This window comes from Brevibacillus agri, from assembly GCF_004117055.1.
GTDB classification, from domain to species: Bacteria; Bacillota; Bacilli; order Brevibacillales; family Brevibacillaceae; genus Brevibacillus; species Brevibacillus agri.
In genome coordinates this window covers 5,321,453-5,337,400 of sequence record NZ_CP026363.1, presented here as the reverse complement: position 1 = coordinate 5,337,400, position 15,948 = coordinate 5,321,453, and the positions used below count along the sequence as shown (strand labels likewise).

Annotated in this window: 20 protein-coding genes; 17 read left to right on the top strand and 3 right to left on the bottom strand. The window is 51.8% G+C overall.

Translation table 11 applies throughout. The annotated features are described in order from the left end of the window. Positions 1 to 125: 125 nt before the first annotated feature. Positions 126 to 401 carry a glutaredoxin family protein gene (locus BA6348_RS26255; protein ID WP_005830191.1) on the bottom strand — a complete coding sequence of 92 codons (276 nt, stop codon included), beginning with the start codon at positions 399 to 401 and terminating at the stop codon, positions 126 to 128. A gap of 217 nt (positions 402 to 618) precedes the next feature. Here BA6348_RS26255 and BA6348_RS26250 point away from each other — a divergent pair, with 217 nt between their 5' ends. From BA6348_RS26250 to BA6348_RS26170, 16 genes are all read left to right on the top strand, one after another. Further along, positions 619 to 786 carry a gamma-type small acid-soluble spore protein gene (locus BA6348_RS26250; RefSeq protein WP_005830192.1) on the top strand — a complete coding sequence of 56 codons (168 nt, stop codon included), beginning with the start codon at positions 619 to 621 and terminating at the stop codon, positions 784 to 786. A gap of 125 nt (positions 787 to 911) precedes the next feature. Continuing rightward, a complete protein-coding gene (gene acpS, locus BA6348_RS26245) occupies positions 912 to 1,298 on the top strand; it encodes a holo-ACP synthase (protein ID WP_007776935.1) in 387 nt (128 codons plus the stop codon). Between the two features lie 243 nt (positions 1,299 to 1,541). Then, a complete protein-coding gene (locus BA6348_RS26240; protein WP_005830195.1) occupies positions 1,542 to 2,579 on the top strand; it encodes an outer membrane lipoprotein-sorting protein in 1,038 nt (345 codons plus the stop codon). 192 nt (positions 2,580 to 2,771) lie between these two features. Continuing rightward, positions 2,772 to 3,547, top strand: a protein-coding gene (locus tag BA6348_RS26235; RefSeq protein WP_170206163.1) for an IS5 family transposase whose coding sequence is annotated in 2 segments (ribosomal slippage) — positions 2,772 to 3,099 and positions 3,099 to 3,547 — 777 coding nt in all. Because the reading frame shifts where the segments join, the coding sequence is not laid out codon by codon here. Between the two features lie 98 nt (positions 3,548 to 3,645). Then, complete coding sequence (locus BA6348_RS26230; protein WP_122953518.1) at positions 3,646 to 4,767, top strand: coiled-coil domain-containing protein; 1,122 nt, start codon at positions 3,646 to 3,648, stop codon at positions 4,765 to 4,767. 280 nt (positions 4,768 to 5,047) lie between these two features. Continuing rightward, positions 5,048 to 5,488: a hypothetical protein gene (locus tag BA6348_RS26225; RefSeq protein ID WP_005830198.1), complete on the top strand. Its 441-nt coding sequence runs from the start codon at positions 5,048 to 5,050 to the stop codon at positions 5,486 to 5,488. A gap of 2 nt (positions 5,489 to 5,490) precedes the next feature. Then, positions 5,491 to 6,684, top strand: coding sequence for an alanine racemase (gene alr, locus BA6348_RS26220; RefSeq protein WP_005830200.1), 1,194 nt, complete (start codon positions 5,491 to 5,493; stop codon positions 6,682 to 6,684). Positions 6,685 to 6,870: 186 nt separating this feature from the next. After that, positions 6,871 to 7,170 (top strand): CopG family ribbon-helix-helix protein, encoded by a 300-nt coding sequence (locus BA6348_RS26215; protein WP_025845698.1) that lies wholly within the window; start codon positions 6,871 to 6,873, stop codon positions 7,168 to 7,170. 3 nt (positions 7,171 to 7,173) lie between these two features. Then, positions 7,174 to 7,524 carry a type II toxin-antitoxin system PemK/MazF family toxin gene (locus BA6348_RS26210; protein ID WP_005830205.1) on the top strand — a complete coding sequence of 117 codons (351 nt, stop codon included), beginning with the start codon at positions 7,174 to 7,176 and terminating at the stop codon, positions 7,522 to 7,524. A gap of 128 nt (positions 7,525 to 7,652) precedes the next feature. After that, complete coding sequence (locus BA6348_RS26205) at positions 7,653 to 8,966, top strand: IS91 family transposase (RefSeq protein ID WP_081494728.1); 1,314 nt, start codon at positions 7,653 to 7,655, stop codon at positions 8,964 to 8,966. Positions 8,967 to 9,422: 456 nt separating this feature from the next. Beyond that, positions 9,423 to 9,779 (top strand): anti-sigma regulatory factor, encoded by a 357-nt coding sequence (locus BA6348_RS26195; protein ID WP_007776946.1) that lies wholly within the window; start codon positions 9,423 to 9,425, stop codon positions 9,777 to 9,779. Then, entirely contained in the window at positions 9,773 to 10,774 is a 1,002-nt protein-coding gene (locus tag BA6348_RS26190; protein WP_007776949.1) for a PP2C family protein-serine/threonine phosphatase, read from the top strand. Before BA6348_RS26195 ends, BA6348_RS26190 begins: the two co-directional genes overlap by 7 nt. Positions 10,775 to 10,799: 25 nt before the next feature. Then, positions 10,800 to 11,126, top strand: coding sequence for an anti-sigma factor antagonist (locus BA6348_RS26185; protein WP_005830210.1), 327 nt, complete (start codon positions 10,800 to 10,802; stop codon positions 11,124 to 11,126). Beyond that, complete coding sequence (gene rsbW, locus BA6348_RS26180; protein ID WP_005830211.1) at positions 11,126 to 11,620, top strand: anti-sigma B factor RsbW; 495 nt, start codon at positions 11,126 to 11,128, stop codon at positions 11,618 to 11,620. Before BA6348_RS26185 ends, rsbW begins: the two co-directional genes overlap by 1 nt. Further along, positions 11,589 to 12,386: an RNA polymerase sigma factor SigB gene (gene sigB, locus BA6348_RS26175; protein WP_005830213.1), complete on the top strand. Its 798-nt coding sequence runs from the start codon at positions 11,589 to 11,591 to the stop codon at positions 12,384 to 12,386. The genes rsbW and sigB overlap by 32 nt, the downstream gene beginning before the upstream one ends. Before the next feature lie 198 nt (positions 12,387 to 12,584). Next, complete coding sequence (locus BA6348_RS26170) at positions 12,585 to 14,747, top strand: Tex family protein (protein ID WP_122953165.1); 2,163 nt, start codon at positions 12,585 to 12,587, stop codon at positions 14,745 to 14,747. Positions 14,748 to 14,771: 24 nt separating this feature from the next. On the opposite strand, the gene cmpA is transcribed toward BA6348_RS26170, so the two are convergent. Both cmpA and BA6348_RS26160 read right to left on the bottom strand, forming a co-directional pair. Next, positions 14,772 to 14,894: a cortex morphogenetic protein CmpA gene (gene cmpA / locus BA6348_RS26165; protein WP_005830216.1), complete on the bottom strand. Its 123-nt coding sequence runs from the start codon at positions 14,892 to 14,894 to the stop codon at positions 14,772 to 14,774. A gap of 79 nt (positions 14,895 to 14,973) precedes the next feature. Beyond that, positions 14,974 to 15,309: a hypothetical protein gene (locus BA6348_RS26160; protein ID WP_005830218.1), complete on the bottom strand. Its 336-nt coding sequence runs from the start codon at positions 15,307 to 15,309 to the stop codon at positions 14,974 to 14,976. A 110-nt stretch (positions 15,310 to 15,419) separates the two neighbouring features. Here BA6348_RS26160 and BA6348_RS26155 point away from each other — a divergent pair, with 110 nt between their 5' ends. Next, complete coding sequence (locus tag BA6348_RS26155; RefSeq protein WP_005830220.1) at positions 15,420 to 15,881, top strand: SprT family protein; 462 nt, start codon at positions 15,420 to 15,422, stop codon at positions 15,879 to 15,881. Positions 15,882 to 15,948: the final 67 nt, after the last annotated feature.

The following is a 15,948-nucleotide window of genomic DNA, read 5'->3' as shown; positions in this document are numbered from 1 at the left end:
GATGCAATGGATGATGGTGACCCAACCGTGCCACCGCAATTTGGTTGTGAGTACTGTGGAAACCCCATGTATCCTGAGTATTATAAAGGTTTACATGGCTATGAATACAAACTTTCGGATATCCTCTAGCGCAAAAAAGGACAGTCAGGGCGTTTTTCCCTGACTGTTTTTCTTAGTTCTTCCTTGTCGAAGCCGTGAATGACGAATTGCTCCCCGTTTTCCTTTTCGATAAACGTAACAGGGGTCATGCTGGCGCCAAGGTTGATTGCTTCCTGGAAATACGCATCGTTTTTGCGGATATCTCTGTCTTCAAAAGCGACGTTTTGGGATGCCAGCCACATTTTTTCTTCCTGGCAAGGGCCGCACGTAGTTTGGGTATAGACAATAACGGTTTGAGCCATACAGGTGCTCCTCTCAAGTGTAGTCGAACAACATAATTCGCGGTTGCTGACGGATTTCCTGCGCAGCAAAACAGTTATAGGATGCCCCGTCCTGCCCGAAAAGGACGCAGCCGTCCGCGCCGTTCTGTGATGCCTCGATCTGGAAAAATGAGGATGGATACCAGCGAGGGGGGCGGTACAAATTATATTCAGTGACGTCGAGGAGGTGAATGGAACGATGCCTAAACAAAACAAGCAAAACGGTTTGAACAAAGCAAACCAAGCAGCTCAGGCGCAAAACACTGCGACTGAATTCGCGAGCGAAACAAACGTAGCGGAAGTTCGTCGTCAAAACCAGCAATCCGCTCAAAAATCCGGCCAACAAGCAGGTCAAGCTACTGAGTAGTAGCTATGGACAACAACCCTCGCTATATGCGGGGGTTTTTTCGTTTTTTCATCCGCGCTTGCAAAAAGGCCGAGGAGGATGGTACTGTGACAGCAGAATCTACAAGCTGGGAGGGCGAGAGTCCCATGATTATCGGCATTGGCGTGGATATCGTGGAAATTGAGCGGATCGCCGCCTTGATGAAGCGACAGGAAAAGGCGATCGGACGGTTTTTGACCGAAGCAGAAAAGAAGCTGCTGGCTGGCAAAGCGGAATCGAGACAAGCGGAAATGGTGGCGGGCAGGTTTGCGGCGAAGGAAGCCGGAGCGAAAGCGCTCGGGACAGGCATCGGCCATGCGCTCGGCTTTTTGGATATGGAAATTACCCCGAGCGAGACGGGCAAGCCGATGATGCGAGTAGACGGCGACGTTTTGACCAGGCTCGGTTTGGACCCGCAGCGCGTTCGCGTACACGTAAGCATTTCCCACAGTCAGACACACGCCATGGCACAGGTAGTTGTGGAAGAGCTGTAAACTTGTCTGCATATTGGGACGAGGATGGACATACATTTATATCGCGTAGATCAGGAGGGACTACCTGCTCTTACACAGGAAGGGTAAGTCTTCAGCCGATCAAGCGATATCGCGTCCTTTTGTACCCAGTACAGCATTTTGACACGATGAGCGCGGCCAGAGGCGAAAGACTGACAGATTTCCCAGGAAATAGACAGGGGTGCCCTTCTTTGTCGAAAAAGTTGACAAGGAGGAGTTCATTGAATGAAGAGGGCAGCTTTACCACTGGTGTTATTGTTGGTCTTTACGTTGCTGCTCGGCGGTTGCTTCGGTCAGAAAACACCGGAAGATGTGGTGAGTGACCTGAACGGGACGCTGGGAAAAATGAGCGGGTACAAGTCTCAGGCAGTTTTGACCATGCAGACGGGCTCTACTCCAATGGAGTACGACGTTCAGGTTTGGTATGAAAAGCCCACCAACTATCGGGTAGCTCTTACTTCCAAACAGCGCGGAATCACGCAGATCATTTTGCGCAACAACGAGGGAGTATTTGTACTGACTCCACATCTGAACAAGAGCTTCCGCTTCCAGAGCGGATGGCCGGAAAACAACGGCCCCCTGTATTTGTACGAGACGCTGGCGAAGAGTATCATCGACGACACGGAGCGTCAGATGAAGATGGAGGAAAAGCAGTACGTGTTTGAGGTGAAAGCCAATTACACCGGCAATCGCTCTCTGACCAAGCAAAAAATTTGGCTGACCGAAGACTTCAAGCCTACCCATGCAGAGATTATGGATTCGAGCATGAAGCCGCTGGTGAAAATCGACTTTACCGAATTTTCGTTCAATCCGACATTTGACAAGGATGCCTTTGACAAAGATCGCAACATGACGACCAGCTCGTTGACGGCGATTCCTACCATGGCAGGGGCGAATGGACAGGTTGCCCAGCAGCCGAACAGCCAGTTTGGCGTCATCGTTCCAACGTATGTGCCGGAAGGAGTCAAACAGGGCGATATCGAGCCTGTCACGCGCGACGGCGTGAGAACGGTCATCCTCAATTACAAGGGAGCTTACAACTACAAGCTGATTGAAGCCCGTCCGACAGAAGCATCCGTCTCGTATGAACAGGGCATGCCGGTCAACCTCGGCTTTACGGTTGGGGTGCTGGCGCAAACGGGTGAAAACACGCGACTTCTGACGTGGGAGCTGGACGGAGTAGAATTTACGATCGCCGGCGATTTGCCTGAAGAAGAGATGGTGAATGTCGCCCAGTCGACATATGGTCTCGGCGGGAAATAAGAAAGAAAATACGGGAGAGGGGACGGGGCGTGACCGTCCTCTTTTTTTGTGCATAGGGGAAGCTTTTGGCTCTTACAAATACTCCTTGACTTTCCCGCAAGTTTTCCATTTTTCTCAAACAGGAATCTAGGACGTGTCTGAAAACTAAAGAAAATGTGGTATGATTTAGGAAAAACGAATGGAGCAACGAGCATGATTCAAAGACGGTACGAAATAAACGATGAACAGTGGGAACAAATTCAGGACATGTTCCCCCCCTATCGAACAGGACGTCCGTCCAAATTAAGTAATCGTACCATGTTTAATGCCATTCTTTGGATTGCCCGAAGTGGTGCGGCTTGGCGAGATTTGCCGGAAGAACGTTATGGTTCATGGAAAACGGTCTACAGTCGCTTCTGCAAGTGGAGAGATACCGGATTACTTGTCGCCATCTTCCAAGCTCTTCACGTAGAACCTGACTTTGAAAACTTGAGCATCGATTCTACATCGGTCAAAGCTCATCAACACAGTGCGGGTGCTAAAAAAACGCAGAAGGACACGAAGTAAATCAGCACATAGGCGTCAGCCGTGGCGGAAAGACAACCAAACTTCATACCGTCGTCGATGGATTAGGGAATCCCCTCGCTTTTCTTCTCACGGGGGGGCACGTCTATGATTCCGTTCCAGCGATCAATTTGCTTCAAGGGTTTGATCTTACGGGAAGCCATATTGTTGGTGACAAAGCCTACGGCTCAGAAGGCATTCGGCATTGGATTACGGCTAAGCAGGCAGCGTACACCATCCCGCCTAAAGCGAATAATAAAAATCCTTGGAAAGTGGATTGGTACCGCTATAAAGAACGGCACTTGGTGGAGTGCTTCTTCAATAAAATCAAACATTTTCGACGAATCGCTACTCGTTACGACAAGCTGGCCAAATCATTCCTAGCGTTTGTATATGTCGCGTCCATCTTTAAACTAACTCAATAATGAGTTTTCAGACACATCCTAATAAAGCCCCTGTACACTTGGACTTGTACCAGGGAGATGCGGTACATAACTACAGCAGATGAAAGGGTTGAGCAAATATGTTTAGCAAAGCAAAACTGGGTATGCTTTTGGGCACGATGGCAGCGGTTCTGAGTATCGGGAGCTTGGGCAGCGCCCTGGCAGCAGATACAGCGCAAACAGAGGCGCAAGCACAGCAATTGAACAAACCGGCAGAGGTGAAGTTCGCATTCAACAAGCTGGGTCACCCGGGCGGATTCGCGAAAGGAATCTCCTTCAAAGAAAACACTGAGCTGTTGTCCTTGCTGAAGCTGGATGCAGCCAAGCTGGAGGAAGAGCTGAAAGCAGGCAAGACGCTGGCAGCCATAGCGGAAGCGCAAGGCGTGTCTGTGGATGACGTCGTAGCGCTGTTGGTCAAACAGCAGGAAGCCAAGCTGAAAGAAGCGGTCGAAGCAGGCAAGCTGACACAGGAACAAGCCGATAAGATGAACGAAAACGCGGCAGAGCGCGTAAAAGAAATGGTGCAAAACACGCATCCGGGCAAAGGACCAGGCAAAGGCTTCGGATTTGGCCTCGACAAAAACGAAGAACTGCTGTCCTTGCTGAAACTCGACGCCGCCAAACTGCAAGAAGAGCTGAAAGCAGGCAAGACATTGGCAGCCGTAGCGGAAGCGCAAGGCGTATCCGTGGATGATGTGGTAGCCCTGCTGGTAAAAGAGCAGGAAGCCAAGCTGAAAGAAGCAGTGGAAGCAGGCAAGCTGACACAGGAACAAGCCGATAAACTGAACGAAAACGCAGCAGAGCGCGTAAAAGAAATGGTGCAAAACACGCATCCGGGCAAAGGACCAGGCAAAGGCTTCGGATTTGGATTTGGCTTCGACAAAAACGAAGAACTGTTGTCCTTGCTGAAACTCGACGCCGCCAAACTGCAAGAAGAGCTGAAAGCAGGCAAGACATTGGCAGCCGTAGCGGAAGCGCAAGGTGTATCTGTGGATGATGTGGTAGCCCTGCTGGTAAAAGAACAGGAAGCCAAATTGAAGGAAGCGGTCGAAGCAGGCAAGCTGACGCAGGAGCAAGCGGACAAGCGCAGCGAGGAGCTGGCTTCCATGGTGCAAAAAATGGTGGAAGGCAGCTTTGAGAAAATCGCCATCCGCAAACATGACCTGAAAAAAGAAGAGCAAGGCACAGCGAGCGAGCAATAACAGCGCTGCAAACAAGTCAGGCGGGAGCACATCTCGCCTGGCTTTTTGCGTCTCTGTCGCTGTCTCCGTCTCCCTTCCTCCGCATATGGCAGGCCGGACTGCATGGCGAGATATCTTTCGCCACGCAAAATAACGCTCCGGGATCGCGCGCAGTCGGCCGATTTGCCCCTGTAAGCTCGCGTGTGCAGGAGGAAAAAGGACAAACCCCGAATTGACACGCAGCAGGAAAACACGATACATTCAAGGTAACTTATACCGTAATGAGGTGGCATGCTGTAAGATGAAAAAACCGTCTACCGATGTTTTGTACCAGGAAGAGTCGACCTACGTGGACATGCTGTTGCGAAAAAGCTGGAGTATGCGCATCGCAGAGACTGTCGCCTTCGTTTTGGGCATGATGATTCTCGCCCAGTTTTTTCCGAGCAATGACACGACCTTCAAAGTGCTTGCCTTTGCGATTGCCATTGCGGTCGTCGGCCTGGCACCGTTCCTGTACAAGGCGACCATGCGTCCTGTGTACAAGCTGACGAAGACTCACCTGATTGTCAGCATCTCTGGCAAAGAAACCAGCTACCCGCTGTCAGAAGTGGAGCAAGTTTACGAAGGCCGCCATTTCTACCGTTTGGGAGGCAAAAAAGAATCGCTGATGGTTTCCAGGCAGTTTCTCAGCCATTTGAATGAGCGCTTGTTTTACTATCATAAAGGGAACAAGAGGAGATAGAAATGAAACCGTTTTGTCGTGACACTTGGGTTGAGGTTGATTTGGACGCCATCCGGGCCAATGTCGAGACGTTCCGCGGCCACTTGCCGAAAAGCACGGGCATTATGGCTGTCGTCAAGGCAGACGGCTACGGTCATGGCGCTGTGCATGTCGCCAGAGAGGCGCTGGCAAGCGGTGCCGACTCTTTGGCAGTAGCGATGCTCGATGAAGCGATCATCCTGCGGACAGCGGGCATAGACGCGCCGATACTGGTGCTCGGGTACACCCCGGCTGATTCGGTCGAGCAAGCCAGCAGGCTGAATGTAGAACTGACGGCGTACAGCCCGGAATGGATCGTTTCAGCGAATCAGCGGCTGGAACAGGCTGAGCTTCGCCCTGTCGGTGTGCACGTCAAAACCGACACAGGCATGGGACGCCTGGGCGTTCGGACGACAGATGATTTGCTCGAAGTGGTAGCGGCGCTTGAAAACAGCGCCAAGCTGGAATGGACAGGCATTTTCACGCACTTTGCCTGCGCGGATGAACCGGATACGACCCATGTGCGACGACAACACGAGACGTTTCAATCCTTTTTGCAGGCGCTGCGCGAGCAAGGGAAAAAGTTGCCGAAAGTTCACTGCTGCAATACGGCGGCAGCGATCGCTTTTCCCGATTGGGGGTATGATACGATCCGTTTAGGCATAGGTTTATACGGATTGTATCCTTCTCCGTACATGAAAGAGCGAGCGGACGTCCCTCTTGTCCCTGCTCTTTCCCTGAAAACCAGAATTGCGCATGTAAAGACCGCTGTAGAGCCGTTTACGGTCAGCTATGGCGCTACGTACACAGCAAAGCTTGGCGAGCGGATCGCGACGCTGCCGATCGGATACGCAGACGGGTACTCCCGCCTCTTGTCCAATCGGGGAGAAGTGTTGTACAATGGTTCCCGCTATCCAATTGTCGGGCGAGTCTGCATGGACCAGATCATGGTCAGGCTGGAGCCGGGCGCAGGGCAGGTCGATGAGGAGATCGTTCTGTACGGTAAGCAGGGAGACGAGGAAATCTCGCTGGATGAGGTTGCCGCTTTGCTCGGAACGATCAACTACGAAGTTCCCTGCATGCTGAATTACCGGATTCCGCGCGTCTATGTTCGCAACAAGGAAGTGGCCGAAGTGTTCCATCCATTGGCGATGAAACACGCGCCAGGAAAAGTGTAAATAACTAGCAAACAAAAACCAGCAGGAATTTTGTATTGGAGCGCGAATATTAGTTAAGCGCAAATGTGGGCTTTTTTGCCTGAAAAGCGTACGGATAGGTATATTTTTGCAATGGTTTCGACATAATGGTATTGTTCATGCTGGCTGTTCTTTCAAGAACTGGCATGGTAGATGGAAGTTACGGTCATGGTTGGAGGTGGATTTGTCTTGTCGAAGTCAAACACGAAACGCATCATGATCAGTTTGCCGCAACACTTGCTACAAGAAGTGGATGGCGTCATTCAAAAGGAGAAATCCAATCGCAGCGAGTTCATTCGCCAGGCGATGCATTTGTATTTGAAGGAGCGTAAAAAACGTACGATCCGCGAGACAATGCAAAAAGGGTATATGGAGATGGCGAAGATTAATCTGAAAATGGCATCGGAGGCTTTTGGCGCTGAAGAAGAGGCTGACCATACTCTTGTCCGCTTAGTTAGCGGGGTGTGACCAGTGATTGTCAAACGTGGCGATGTATTTTTCGCGGACCTGTCACCGGTCGTTGGCTCTGAGCAAGGAGGCGTGCGGCCTGTTTTAGTCATTCAGAACGACATTGGAAATCGATTTAGTCCGACGGTCATCGTCGCCGCCATTACGGCCCAAATTCAGAAGGCAAAACTGCCTACGCATGTGGAAATTGACGCAAAAACATATGGATTTGATCGTGACTCCGTCATTTTGTTGGAACAAATACGAACCATTGACAAACAGAGGCTGACTGATAAGATTACCCATCTTGACGACGAGATGATGGATCGGGTCAATGAGTCTTTGCAAATCAGCTTGGGACTCATTGATTTCTAAAAATGAATCAGGCACTGGAGAGGAAAAGCCACTTGGGTGAAGCAAGTGGTTTTTTTGACGGATAAGAAAGTATAAATTTTGAGGAAGGGGAGTACCCATCCTTGTTAAGTTATTTGTAAAATAGAGTCATGGAGACAAACATTCTTAGAGAAATTTTCTTTGATGAGAATCAACATTGGGATCGGTTTGAAAAGAAGCATGGTAGAAAAATACGACCCATTGTCCGAAAAGAAGTGGAGAAATTTCGTAACTGTGGCAATCCAAAGAATGGGTTTAAGCTATTTGTATGTGAAGGGTGTCATGATGTTAGACGGGTACCGTATCGATGTAAGGGGAGGTTCTGCACAACTTGCTCTGTTGGGGAAACCGAGGAATGGAGTCGGTTGCTCGAACACGAAGTATTTCAAGTCAATCATCGCCATATTATCCTAACGATCGATGAAGGCTTACGGGACGTGTTCCTCAAACATCGCAAGCTGTTAAAGGAGTTTATGGACGAAGGCGCGCGATTTATCCGAGAATACTTTGAAAAGAAACATAAAGTAAATCCAGGCATTATCGTAGGCTTGCATACATTTGGATCACGTATTAACTTTAATCCGCATCTACATTTGTTGGTCACAATGGGAGGGATGAAGCAGAACGGTGAATGGAAAACCTACGACTTCCTTCCGTTCGAGATGCTTCGAAAGCAGTGGCAAACCATTGTATTAAAGCTCATTAGACGTCTTCTGACAGAAGAGGAAAAAAAGGAAGTACAGCGCCTTCTACAAAAGGCCTACTCCGCTAACGGGGAAGGCTTCTATGTGCATGCTCCGAAACAAAAAGGGAACATAAAAGCGCAGTTGGCTTATATTGGCCGATATATTCGTCGACCCGCCATCGCTCTTGGCCGGATTGAGGAATATGACGGCCAATTTGTGACGTTTCGGTATAAGGATAAAACGGATGGGCAGGAAAAAACAGAAACCGTAACAGTAGAAGAATTTATTGCTCGCCTCATCAGACATATTCCGGACGAACAATTTAAAACGATTCGTTATTATGGTGTGTATGCCCGAAGAGTGAAAAACCTTTGTAAAAAGGTTCTTTCAGCGTGGCAAAAAACTGTGAAAAGGTGGATCGTAAAAGCAAAGCATGTACTTCGTCGAAGAACATGGCGAGAGAAGATGATAAATTATGCAGGGAAAGACCCTATGGTTTGCCCAAAGTGTGAGTGCTACTATGAATACAAGGGAGAAGCCTGCCTAAAAGATGGACAACTTACGGTCGCCTTTGCTGTTTGCGATCTATCTCGGCGTTGTCTGGAAAGGATGATTGAAGATCTCACAGGTGTCAAAAAAGAAAAAGGCAAAGAAAAATCACAAAGCATTACTCGACAGTTTCCGAAGGAAACAAGAGAGGAACGAAGTCGTCAAATATGTTTGTTTGACGTGTCATGAAACAGAGGATGTACCTCTAAGTGTTGTTCGTGATTTTGATGCAATGGATGATGGTGACCCAACCGTGCCACCGCAATTTGGTTGTGAGTACTGTGGAAACCCCATGTATCCTGAGTATTATAAAGGTTTACATGGCTATGAATACAAACTTTCGGATATCCTCTAGCGCAAAAAAGGACAGTCAGGGCGTTTTTCCCTGACTGTTTTTCTTACTATGGGGGCAGGAATCGCTGTATGTGTAGCGAATGTGTTTGGTGAGAATAGTAGACAAAAAGTGACACGATTTGCTATTACTTCCGAGGTAGAGAAAAAAACTTCGATCGCATTCATTTCATTATTTCTACCTATTAAGTGAGGGCGGAAGGGGTTTTTTGATTGTGGCAGAGCTGTAGTCCTGAGACAATCAAGATAGAACGAGAAGCAGACATAGTGACAGCGAGGCAAGTGGGGCGAAATATGTCGAGACAGCTCGGCTTCGGTACAATCATGCAGTCCCGAATCGCCACTTCCATCTCTGAACTGGCTCGCAACATTTTTTTGTACGCGGGCACTGGGACGATTACCATAGCGCCGATCGAACAAAACGGTGTGATCGGCTTGCAGTTGACAGCAATAGATGCGGGGCCGGGAATCCCGGACATCCGCAAGGCATTGGAAGACGGCTACTCCACTTCCGGTGCGCTAGGAGCAGGGCTGCCTGGGGTCAGGCGGATGATGGATGAATTTGAGATCCACAGCTCTCCTGGCGAGGGCACGCGTGTTGTCGTCGTGAAGTGGAACAGCCCGATAGAGGAGGGGGTAGATAGATGGTAACCCGAAGCCTGGAAGAAGAGTACGTAAAGCTTCTTCGGGATTACCTGAACGGCCCAGGCGAGGATCAGCTATACGTCGCCCAGCAGATGGGCAAATGGCTGCTCGCGCGCAATGTTTCGCCAGAGGAACTGACAGACATGCATGGGCGGGCATTGGAAAAGCTGGGGGAGGTACCGGAGTTCGTGCGTGCCTCCTTTTCTGTCCTGACCGAAGTGATGATTGAATACGGCAATGAACACCGATCCGTACATAGCTGGCGAAGCCGGCATCAACAGATGGAGGCAGAGCTGACCGTGGCGCAGACGATGCAGCAGACGCTTTTGCCGAGCCAACTGCCCGTTTACCCCGGACTGGAAATTGGCCTTGTCAGCATAGCCGCCAAGCAAATGTCGGGGGACTACTACGATTTTATTTGCCAGGATGCAGAGCGGTTTTGCCTGACTGTCGCAGATATTACCGGAAAAGGCATTTCCGCGGCCATGTGCATGTCCATGCTCAAATACGCGATAGACAGCTTGCGGGAAATGCCGCTTGGCCCTGACGAAATGCTTCACCACCTCAACCGGATTGTCGGGCGCAATATCGACCCCAGCATGTTTGTGACCATGCTCTACGGGTCTTACGATACACACGAGCATTGTTTCCGTTACGCAGTGGCGGGGCACGAGCCAGGCTTTTTGTACCGGGCTGCGGAAGGCGCGTTTTACGATTTGGCGGGCCAAGGCTCCGTGCTGGGACTCAGCCCGAACAGTGAATACGAAGTGCAGGAGGTTCGCCTGGAACCGGGAGATGTTCTGATTCTTCTGACGGATGGTGTAACAGAATGCAAAAAAAGCCGATATTATTTGCAAAGGGATGAGCTCGTACTTCAGATGCAAGCCGAAGTGGGCGTCCATGCCCAGAAAATGGCGAACGCCCTGTACAACAGGCTGCTTACGCTCTCCCAATTTGAACTGCTGGATGATTACACCATGATCGTACTTCGCAGAACATGAAGCAATGCAAAGGAGGGAGATGGCGATGGATTTGTTTTTGGAAACAACCAGCCAGGAAACAGAGCATCGAGTGGTCCTCGGGGGCGATATTGACGCGCATACCGGACCAAAAGTGAAGGAGACGCTCATGTCCCTCGCGAATGAGCCAGGCACAAGCCACCTCTTGGTTGATTTGGAAGCCGTCGAGTACATGGACAGCACGGGCATAGGAATTTTCATCGCGGTCATGAAAGCGTGCAAGCAAAAGGAATGCGCGTTTGAGGTTCAAAAGTTGTCTCCACGCGTGGAAAGGCTGTTTCGCATCACGGGCTTGTACGAACATATTGCCATCCGCAAAGGAGAGAGCGAGTAATGGCTCAACAAAAACCTCAAGCTGACGTGATCCGGTTGACGCTGCCCAATCAGACGGAATATTTGGGCGTAGCGCGGCTCACTGTGTCCGGGATCGCGAATCGCATGGGCTTTTCCTATGAGGAGATTGAGGACATCAAGCTGGCGGTAGGGGAAGCGTGCACGAATGCAGTGAAACACGCGTACAAGCAAAAAGAAGAGCTTGGCTTTATCCACATAGAATGTCAGGTTTGCCGGGATCGTCTGTGTATCGAGGTAAGCGATCAAGGCGTAGGGTTTGCGAGTGAACTGATGCCGGAACAACTGACACCGATTTTTGCAGGCAGAGACCTGGAGGATCTGGATGAGGGAGGTCTGGGGCTTTATCTGATCCACACGCTCATGGATGAAGTCGTGATTCGCTCTGAATCGGGAGTGGCGGTCTCCATGACCAAGTATGTTCGGCGGGATGGGGTGGCTGGCGATGACTGGACAAGCTCGGAAACGGAAGTATAGTCCGGAGGAGCTGCGGCAGCTCATTCACCTGTATGGGCAGACGCGAGATGACAGCCTGCAGGAGCAACTGGTGACAGCCTATACTCCTCTGGTAGAGACGTTGGCCAAAAAGTTTGTGCGCGGACAAGTCATGTACGAAGACCTCGTTCAAGTGGGTATGATCGGCTTGCTGGCTTCTTTGCGCCGGTTCGATCCTTCCTTCGACAGAACGTTTGAAAGCTTTGCGATCCCGACCATCGTCGGGGAAATCAAGCGGTATATCCGGGACAAGACGTGGAGCGTGCACGTTCCGCGTCGCGTGAAAGAGCTCAGCCCCAAGATCAAGCGCGTGGTGGACGAGCTTACAGCCAAGCTGCAGCGTTCGCCGCAAATCTCAGACATCGCAAGCTGCCTGGGCGTGACGGAAGAGGCTGTCCTGGAAACGCTGGAGATGGGGCGGAGCTACCATTCCCTGTCGATGGACAGCGAGCTGGAAGCAGACAACGACGGCAACACGATCACACTGCTGGACCTCGTCGGCCAGCAGGAAGCGGGCTACGGACAAGTCGAGCAAAACCTGATGCTCGACCGGGCACTGCACGTTCTGGACAAGCGCGAAAAAGAAATCATACATTTAACCTTTTATCAAAATTTGAGCCAGAAGCAGGCCGGAGACATCATGGGCATGTCCCAGATGCACATTTCCCGTTTGCAGCGCAGGGCGCTGGGCAAGTTGCGGGAGGCTTTGCGGGTAGAACAACTGGAAACGGCAAAGACAGCGACATAGACATAACGGGAAAATGGGAAGAGGGGCGTGTGCGCCTCTTTTTTTTGTACAGATAAGAATTTATAAGATTCTTATCCAGTGTAAGGGCAACTAAGGCTGCGTCAATGGCTTGGCGCAGCCAAGTTTTCTAACGCTTTTCCAGACGTTTCTAGCAAATGTGGTACAATAAACGGCGAAGTACGAGCGCAGGAGGAATGTATGGAGCTTACATTGATGATCCAGACAATCGCCCAGGATACGGGCGTCAAACCTCATCAGGTGGAACGCACGGTTGCCCTTTTGGATGAAGGCAATACGGTTCCCTTCATTGCCCGTTATCGCAAGGAGATGACCGGGCAGTTGGACGAAACGCAAATTCGGGCGATCGAGGAACGCGTGCGTTATTTGCGCAACTTGTCAGTACGAAAAGAAGAAGTCGTCCGGCTCATCGAGGAGCAGGGCAAGCTGACGGAAGAGCTGAAAGCAGCGATTGAGCGGGCGACGAAGCTGCAAGAGGTGGAAGACCTCTACAGGCCGTACCGGCAAAAACGCCGCACGCGCGCGACGATGGCCAAGGAAAAAGGGCTGGAGCCACTCGCCAACTACTTGCTGAGCTTGCCCAAGACAGGCGATCCCGAACAGGAAGCACAAAAATACGTAGACGCGGAAAAAGGCGTAGACACGATCGCGCAAGCCTTGCAGGGGGCGATGGACATCGTCGCCGAGCACTTTTCCGACGATCCGGATATCCGCCAGTGGGTTCGCCAGCGCACCGTGCAAAAAGGGCTGCTTCTGACCGAGCAAAAGGTGGAAGAAGCAGACGAGAAAAACGTCTATCAAATGTACTACGCATACAGCGAGCCGTTGAAAAAGGTCGTTCCGCACCGCGTGCTCGCCATCAACCGCGGCGAGAGCGAAGGCATCTTGAAGGTGACGGTAGAAGCGCCTGTGGCGGAAATTTTGGCCTGGATGCAGCGGCGGCTCATTCCCCGCGACACCGTCGTGCGCTCTTTGCTGGAACAGACGATTGAAGACGCGTACAAGCGCCTGATCGCCCCGTCGATTGAGCGTGAGGTGCGCGCGGAGCTGACAGAGGTGGCAGAAGAACGGGCCATCCACATTTTTGCGGAAAACTTGCGCAATCTGCTGCTGCAGCCTCCCGTCAAAGGCAAAGTCGTCCTGGGCGTCGACCCGGCATTCCGGACGGGCTGCAAGCTGGCAGTCGTCGATGAGACGGGCAAGCTGCTGGAAGTAGCGGTAGTCTACCCGACCCCTCCGGCAAACAAGGTGGCAGAGGCTTCGGCCAAAGTCCGGCAACTGATCGAAAAGTATGACGTCAGTGTGATCGCGATCGGCAACGGTACAGCTTCCCGGGAGACCGAGCAGTTCATTGCCAACCTTCTGAAAGAGTTGAAGCGCCAGGTGATGTACATCATCGTCAATGAGGCGGGGGCGTCGGTGTATTCGGCTTCCGCGCTGGCCAAGGAAGAGTTTCCGGACCTCGATGTGGCGGAGCGCAGTGCTGCCTCCATCGCGCGGCGTCTGCAAGACCCGCTGGCCGAGTTGGTCAAAATCGACCCGAAATCGGTTGGCGTAGGCCAGTACCAGCACGATGTATCCCAGGCGAAGTTGGCGGACAGCTTGCAATTTGTCGTCGAATCGGCGGTCAACCACGTCGGGGTAGACGTCAACACCGCTTCTCCTTCGCTTTTGCAATACGTTTCCGGCATCAGCAAACAGGTAGCGGGCAACATCGTGAAAAAGCGCGAAGAGATCGGCATGTTCACGTCGCGCGCCCAGTTGAAGGAGGTCCCGCGGCTGGGAGCCAAGACGTATGAGCAGTGTATCGGCTTTTTGCGCATCGTCGGGGGAACCGATCCGTTGGACAAGACCCCGATTCACCCGGAGTCGTACCCGGCTACGCACAAGCTGCTGGCGATGATCGAGATTGCGCCGCAGGAGATCGGCAGCGAGCGTTGCAAGGAGCGCCTGCAGTCGCTGAATATCGAGCAGACGGCAGAGCGGCTCGGAATCGGCGTGCCGACGCTGACAGACATCGTGGAAAGCCTCCTGCGTCCCGGACGCGACCCGCGCGACGAGCTGCCGAAGCCGCTTTTGCGCAGCGATGTGCTACAGCTCTCTGACCTTGGCGTCGGAATGAAGCTGCAAGGCACCGTCCGCAACGTGGTCGACTTCGGCGCGTTTGTAGATATCGGTTTGAAAAATGACGGCCTCGTCCACATTTCTCGCCTGAAAAAAGGCTTCGTCAAGCATCCGCTCGACGTCGTCACCGTGGGAGATATCGTCGACGTGTGGGTCGTAGAGATCGACGAAAAACGCCAGCGCGTGGGGCTGACCATGATCGCTCCTGGCGAGGCGTAAGACACATAAAAAGGCGGCCTCCTGCTACTCGGGACGGCCGCCATGTTTTTCCCAATATAAGAACCAGCAACTGTTCAGCAAACGAATTTGTCGAACGTCCTTCCCGCTGAAGGCACGCTGCAACTGCTTACGCATCCACTGGGGCATGTAGGTACCTCCTGGAATTATTCGCCTATTGGCAATGTATGCACAAAGGCGACCAGGAGGTACTTATTTTCCAAAAAACTTATTCTTCGTCACGCAAAAATTCCAGTTGGGCTTGCAGGGCGCGAATCTCGGTCAACAGCGAGATCAAAGGGTACTGGCTCTCCGGGAGAGCAGCGAAACGCTCTTCCAGACTGCTGACGTAATCCAGTCCATCCACGATAGCCAGCTCGCTTCCCAGAAGCTCCAGGTCAGCGCACTCTGCCAGAACGGTCGGCAGCTCAGGCCGATCGGCGATGGTCAGCTTGTCGATCTCCTTGTGCAGTCGCTTGAACAGGGCCACAAGCTGGTACATATGCGTTTGTGGCAGCGCAACGAACTTCAGCCCGACTTTTTCCTGCAAAATCAAATAGCGCATAAGCTCCTCCAAACCAATCTACTTTTCTTCCACCCAGTGTAGCCCATCTATCTGGCACTTTTCAACAGGAACTGCTATCGTGAACAGTAGAGAGGAGCGTTAGAGAGGACATGACCGATACGGAATTGCAAAAGCTGGTGGAGCAAATATCCAGTCAATTTTTCGCCAAGCCGTTTCGCCATCGGGCCCGCTTCAACAGCAGACTGCGCACGACAGGCGGGCGGTATTTGCTGCGCTCTCACGACATCGAATTGAATCCCAAACATCTGGAGGAGCACGGAGAGGCGGAGCTGGTTGCGATCATCAAGCATGAGCTGTGCCACTATCACCTGCACCTGGAGAAAAAAGGCTATCGCCACGCAGACCAGGACTTTCGCAGGCTGCTTGCCCAAGTCGGCGGAAGCCGGTATTGCCAGCAGGTCGGCACGGGACGCACGGTTTTGCCTTATCGCTATGAGCTCGTCTGCCGGGCGTGCGGGATGACGTATAAACGCAAGCGCAAAATGGACCCTTCCCGCTATCGCTGCGGGCGCTGCAGAGGGGGGCTGGAGCTGCGAGAGCTGAAAAAGTAGCGGCTTCGCTGTGGGCACCGGCTTTCTTGCGCGCATTTTGAAAGCAGAGGTATAATGGACTCACTAT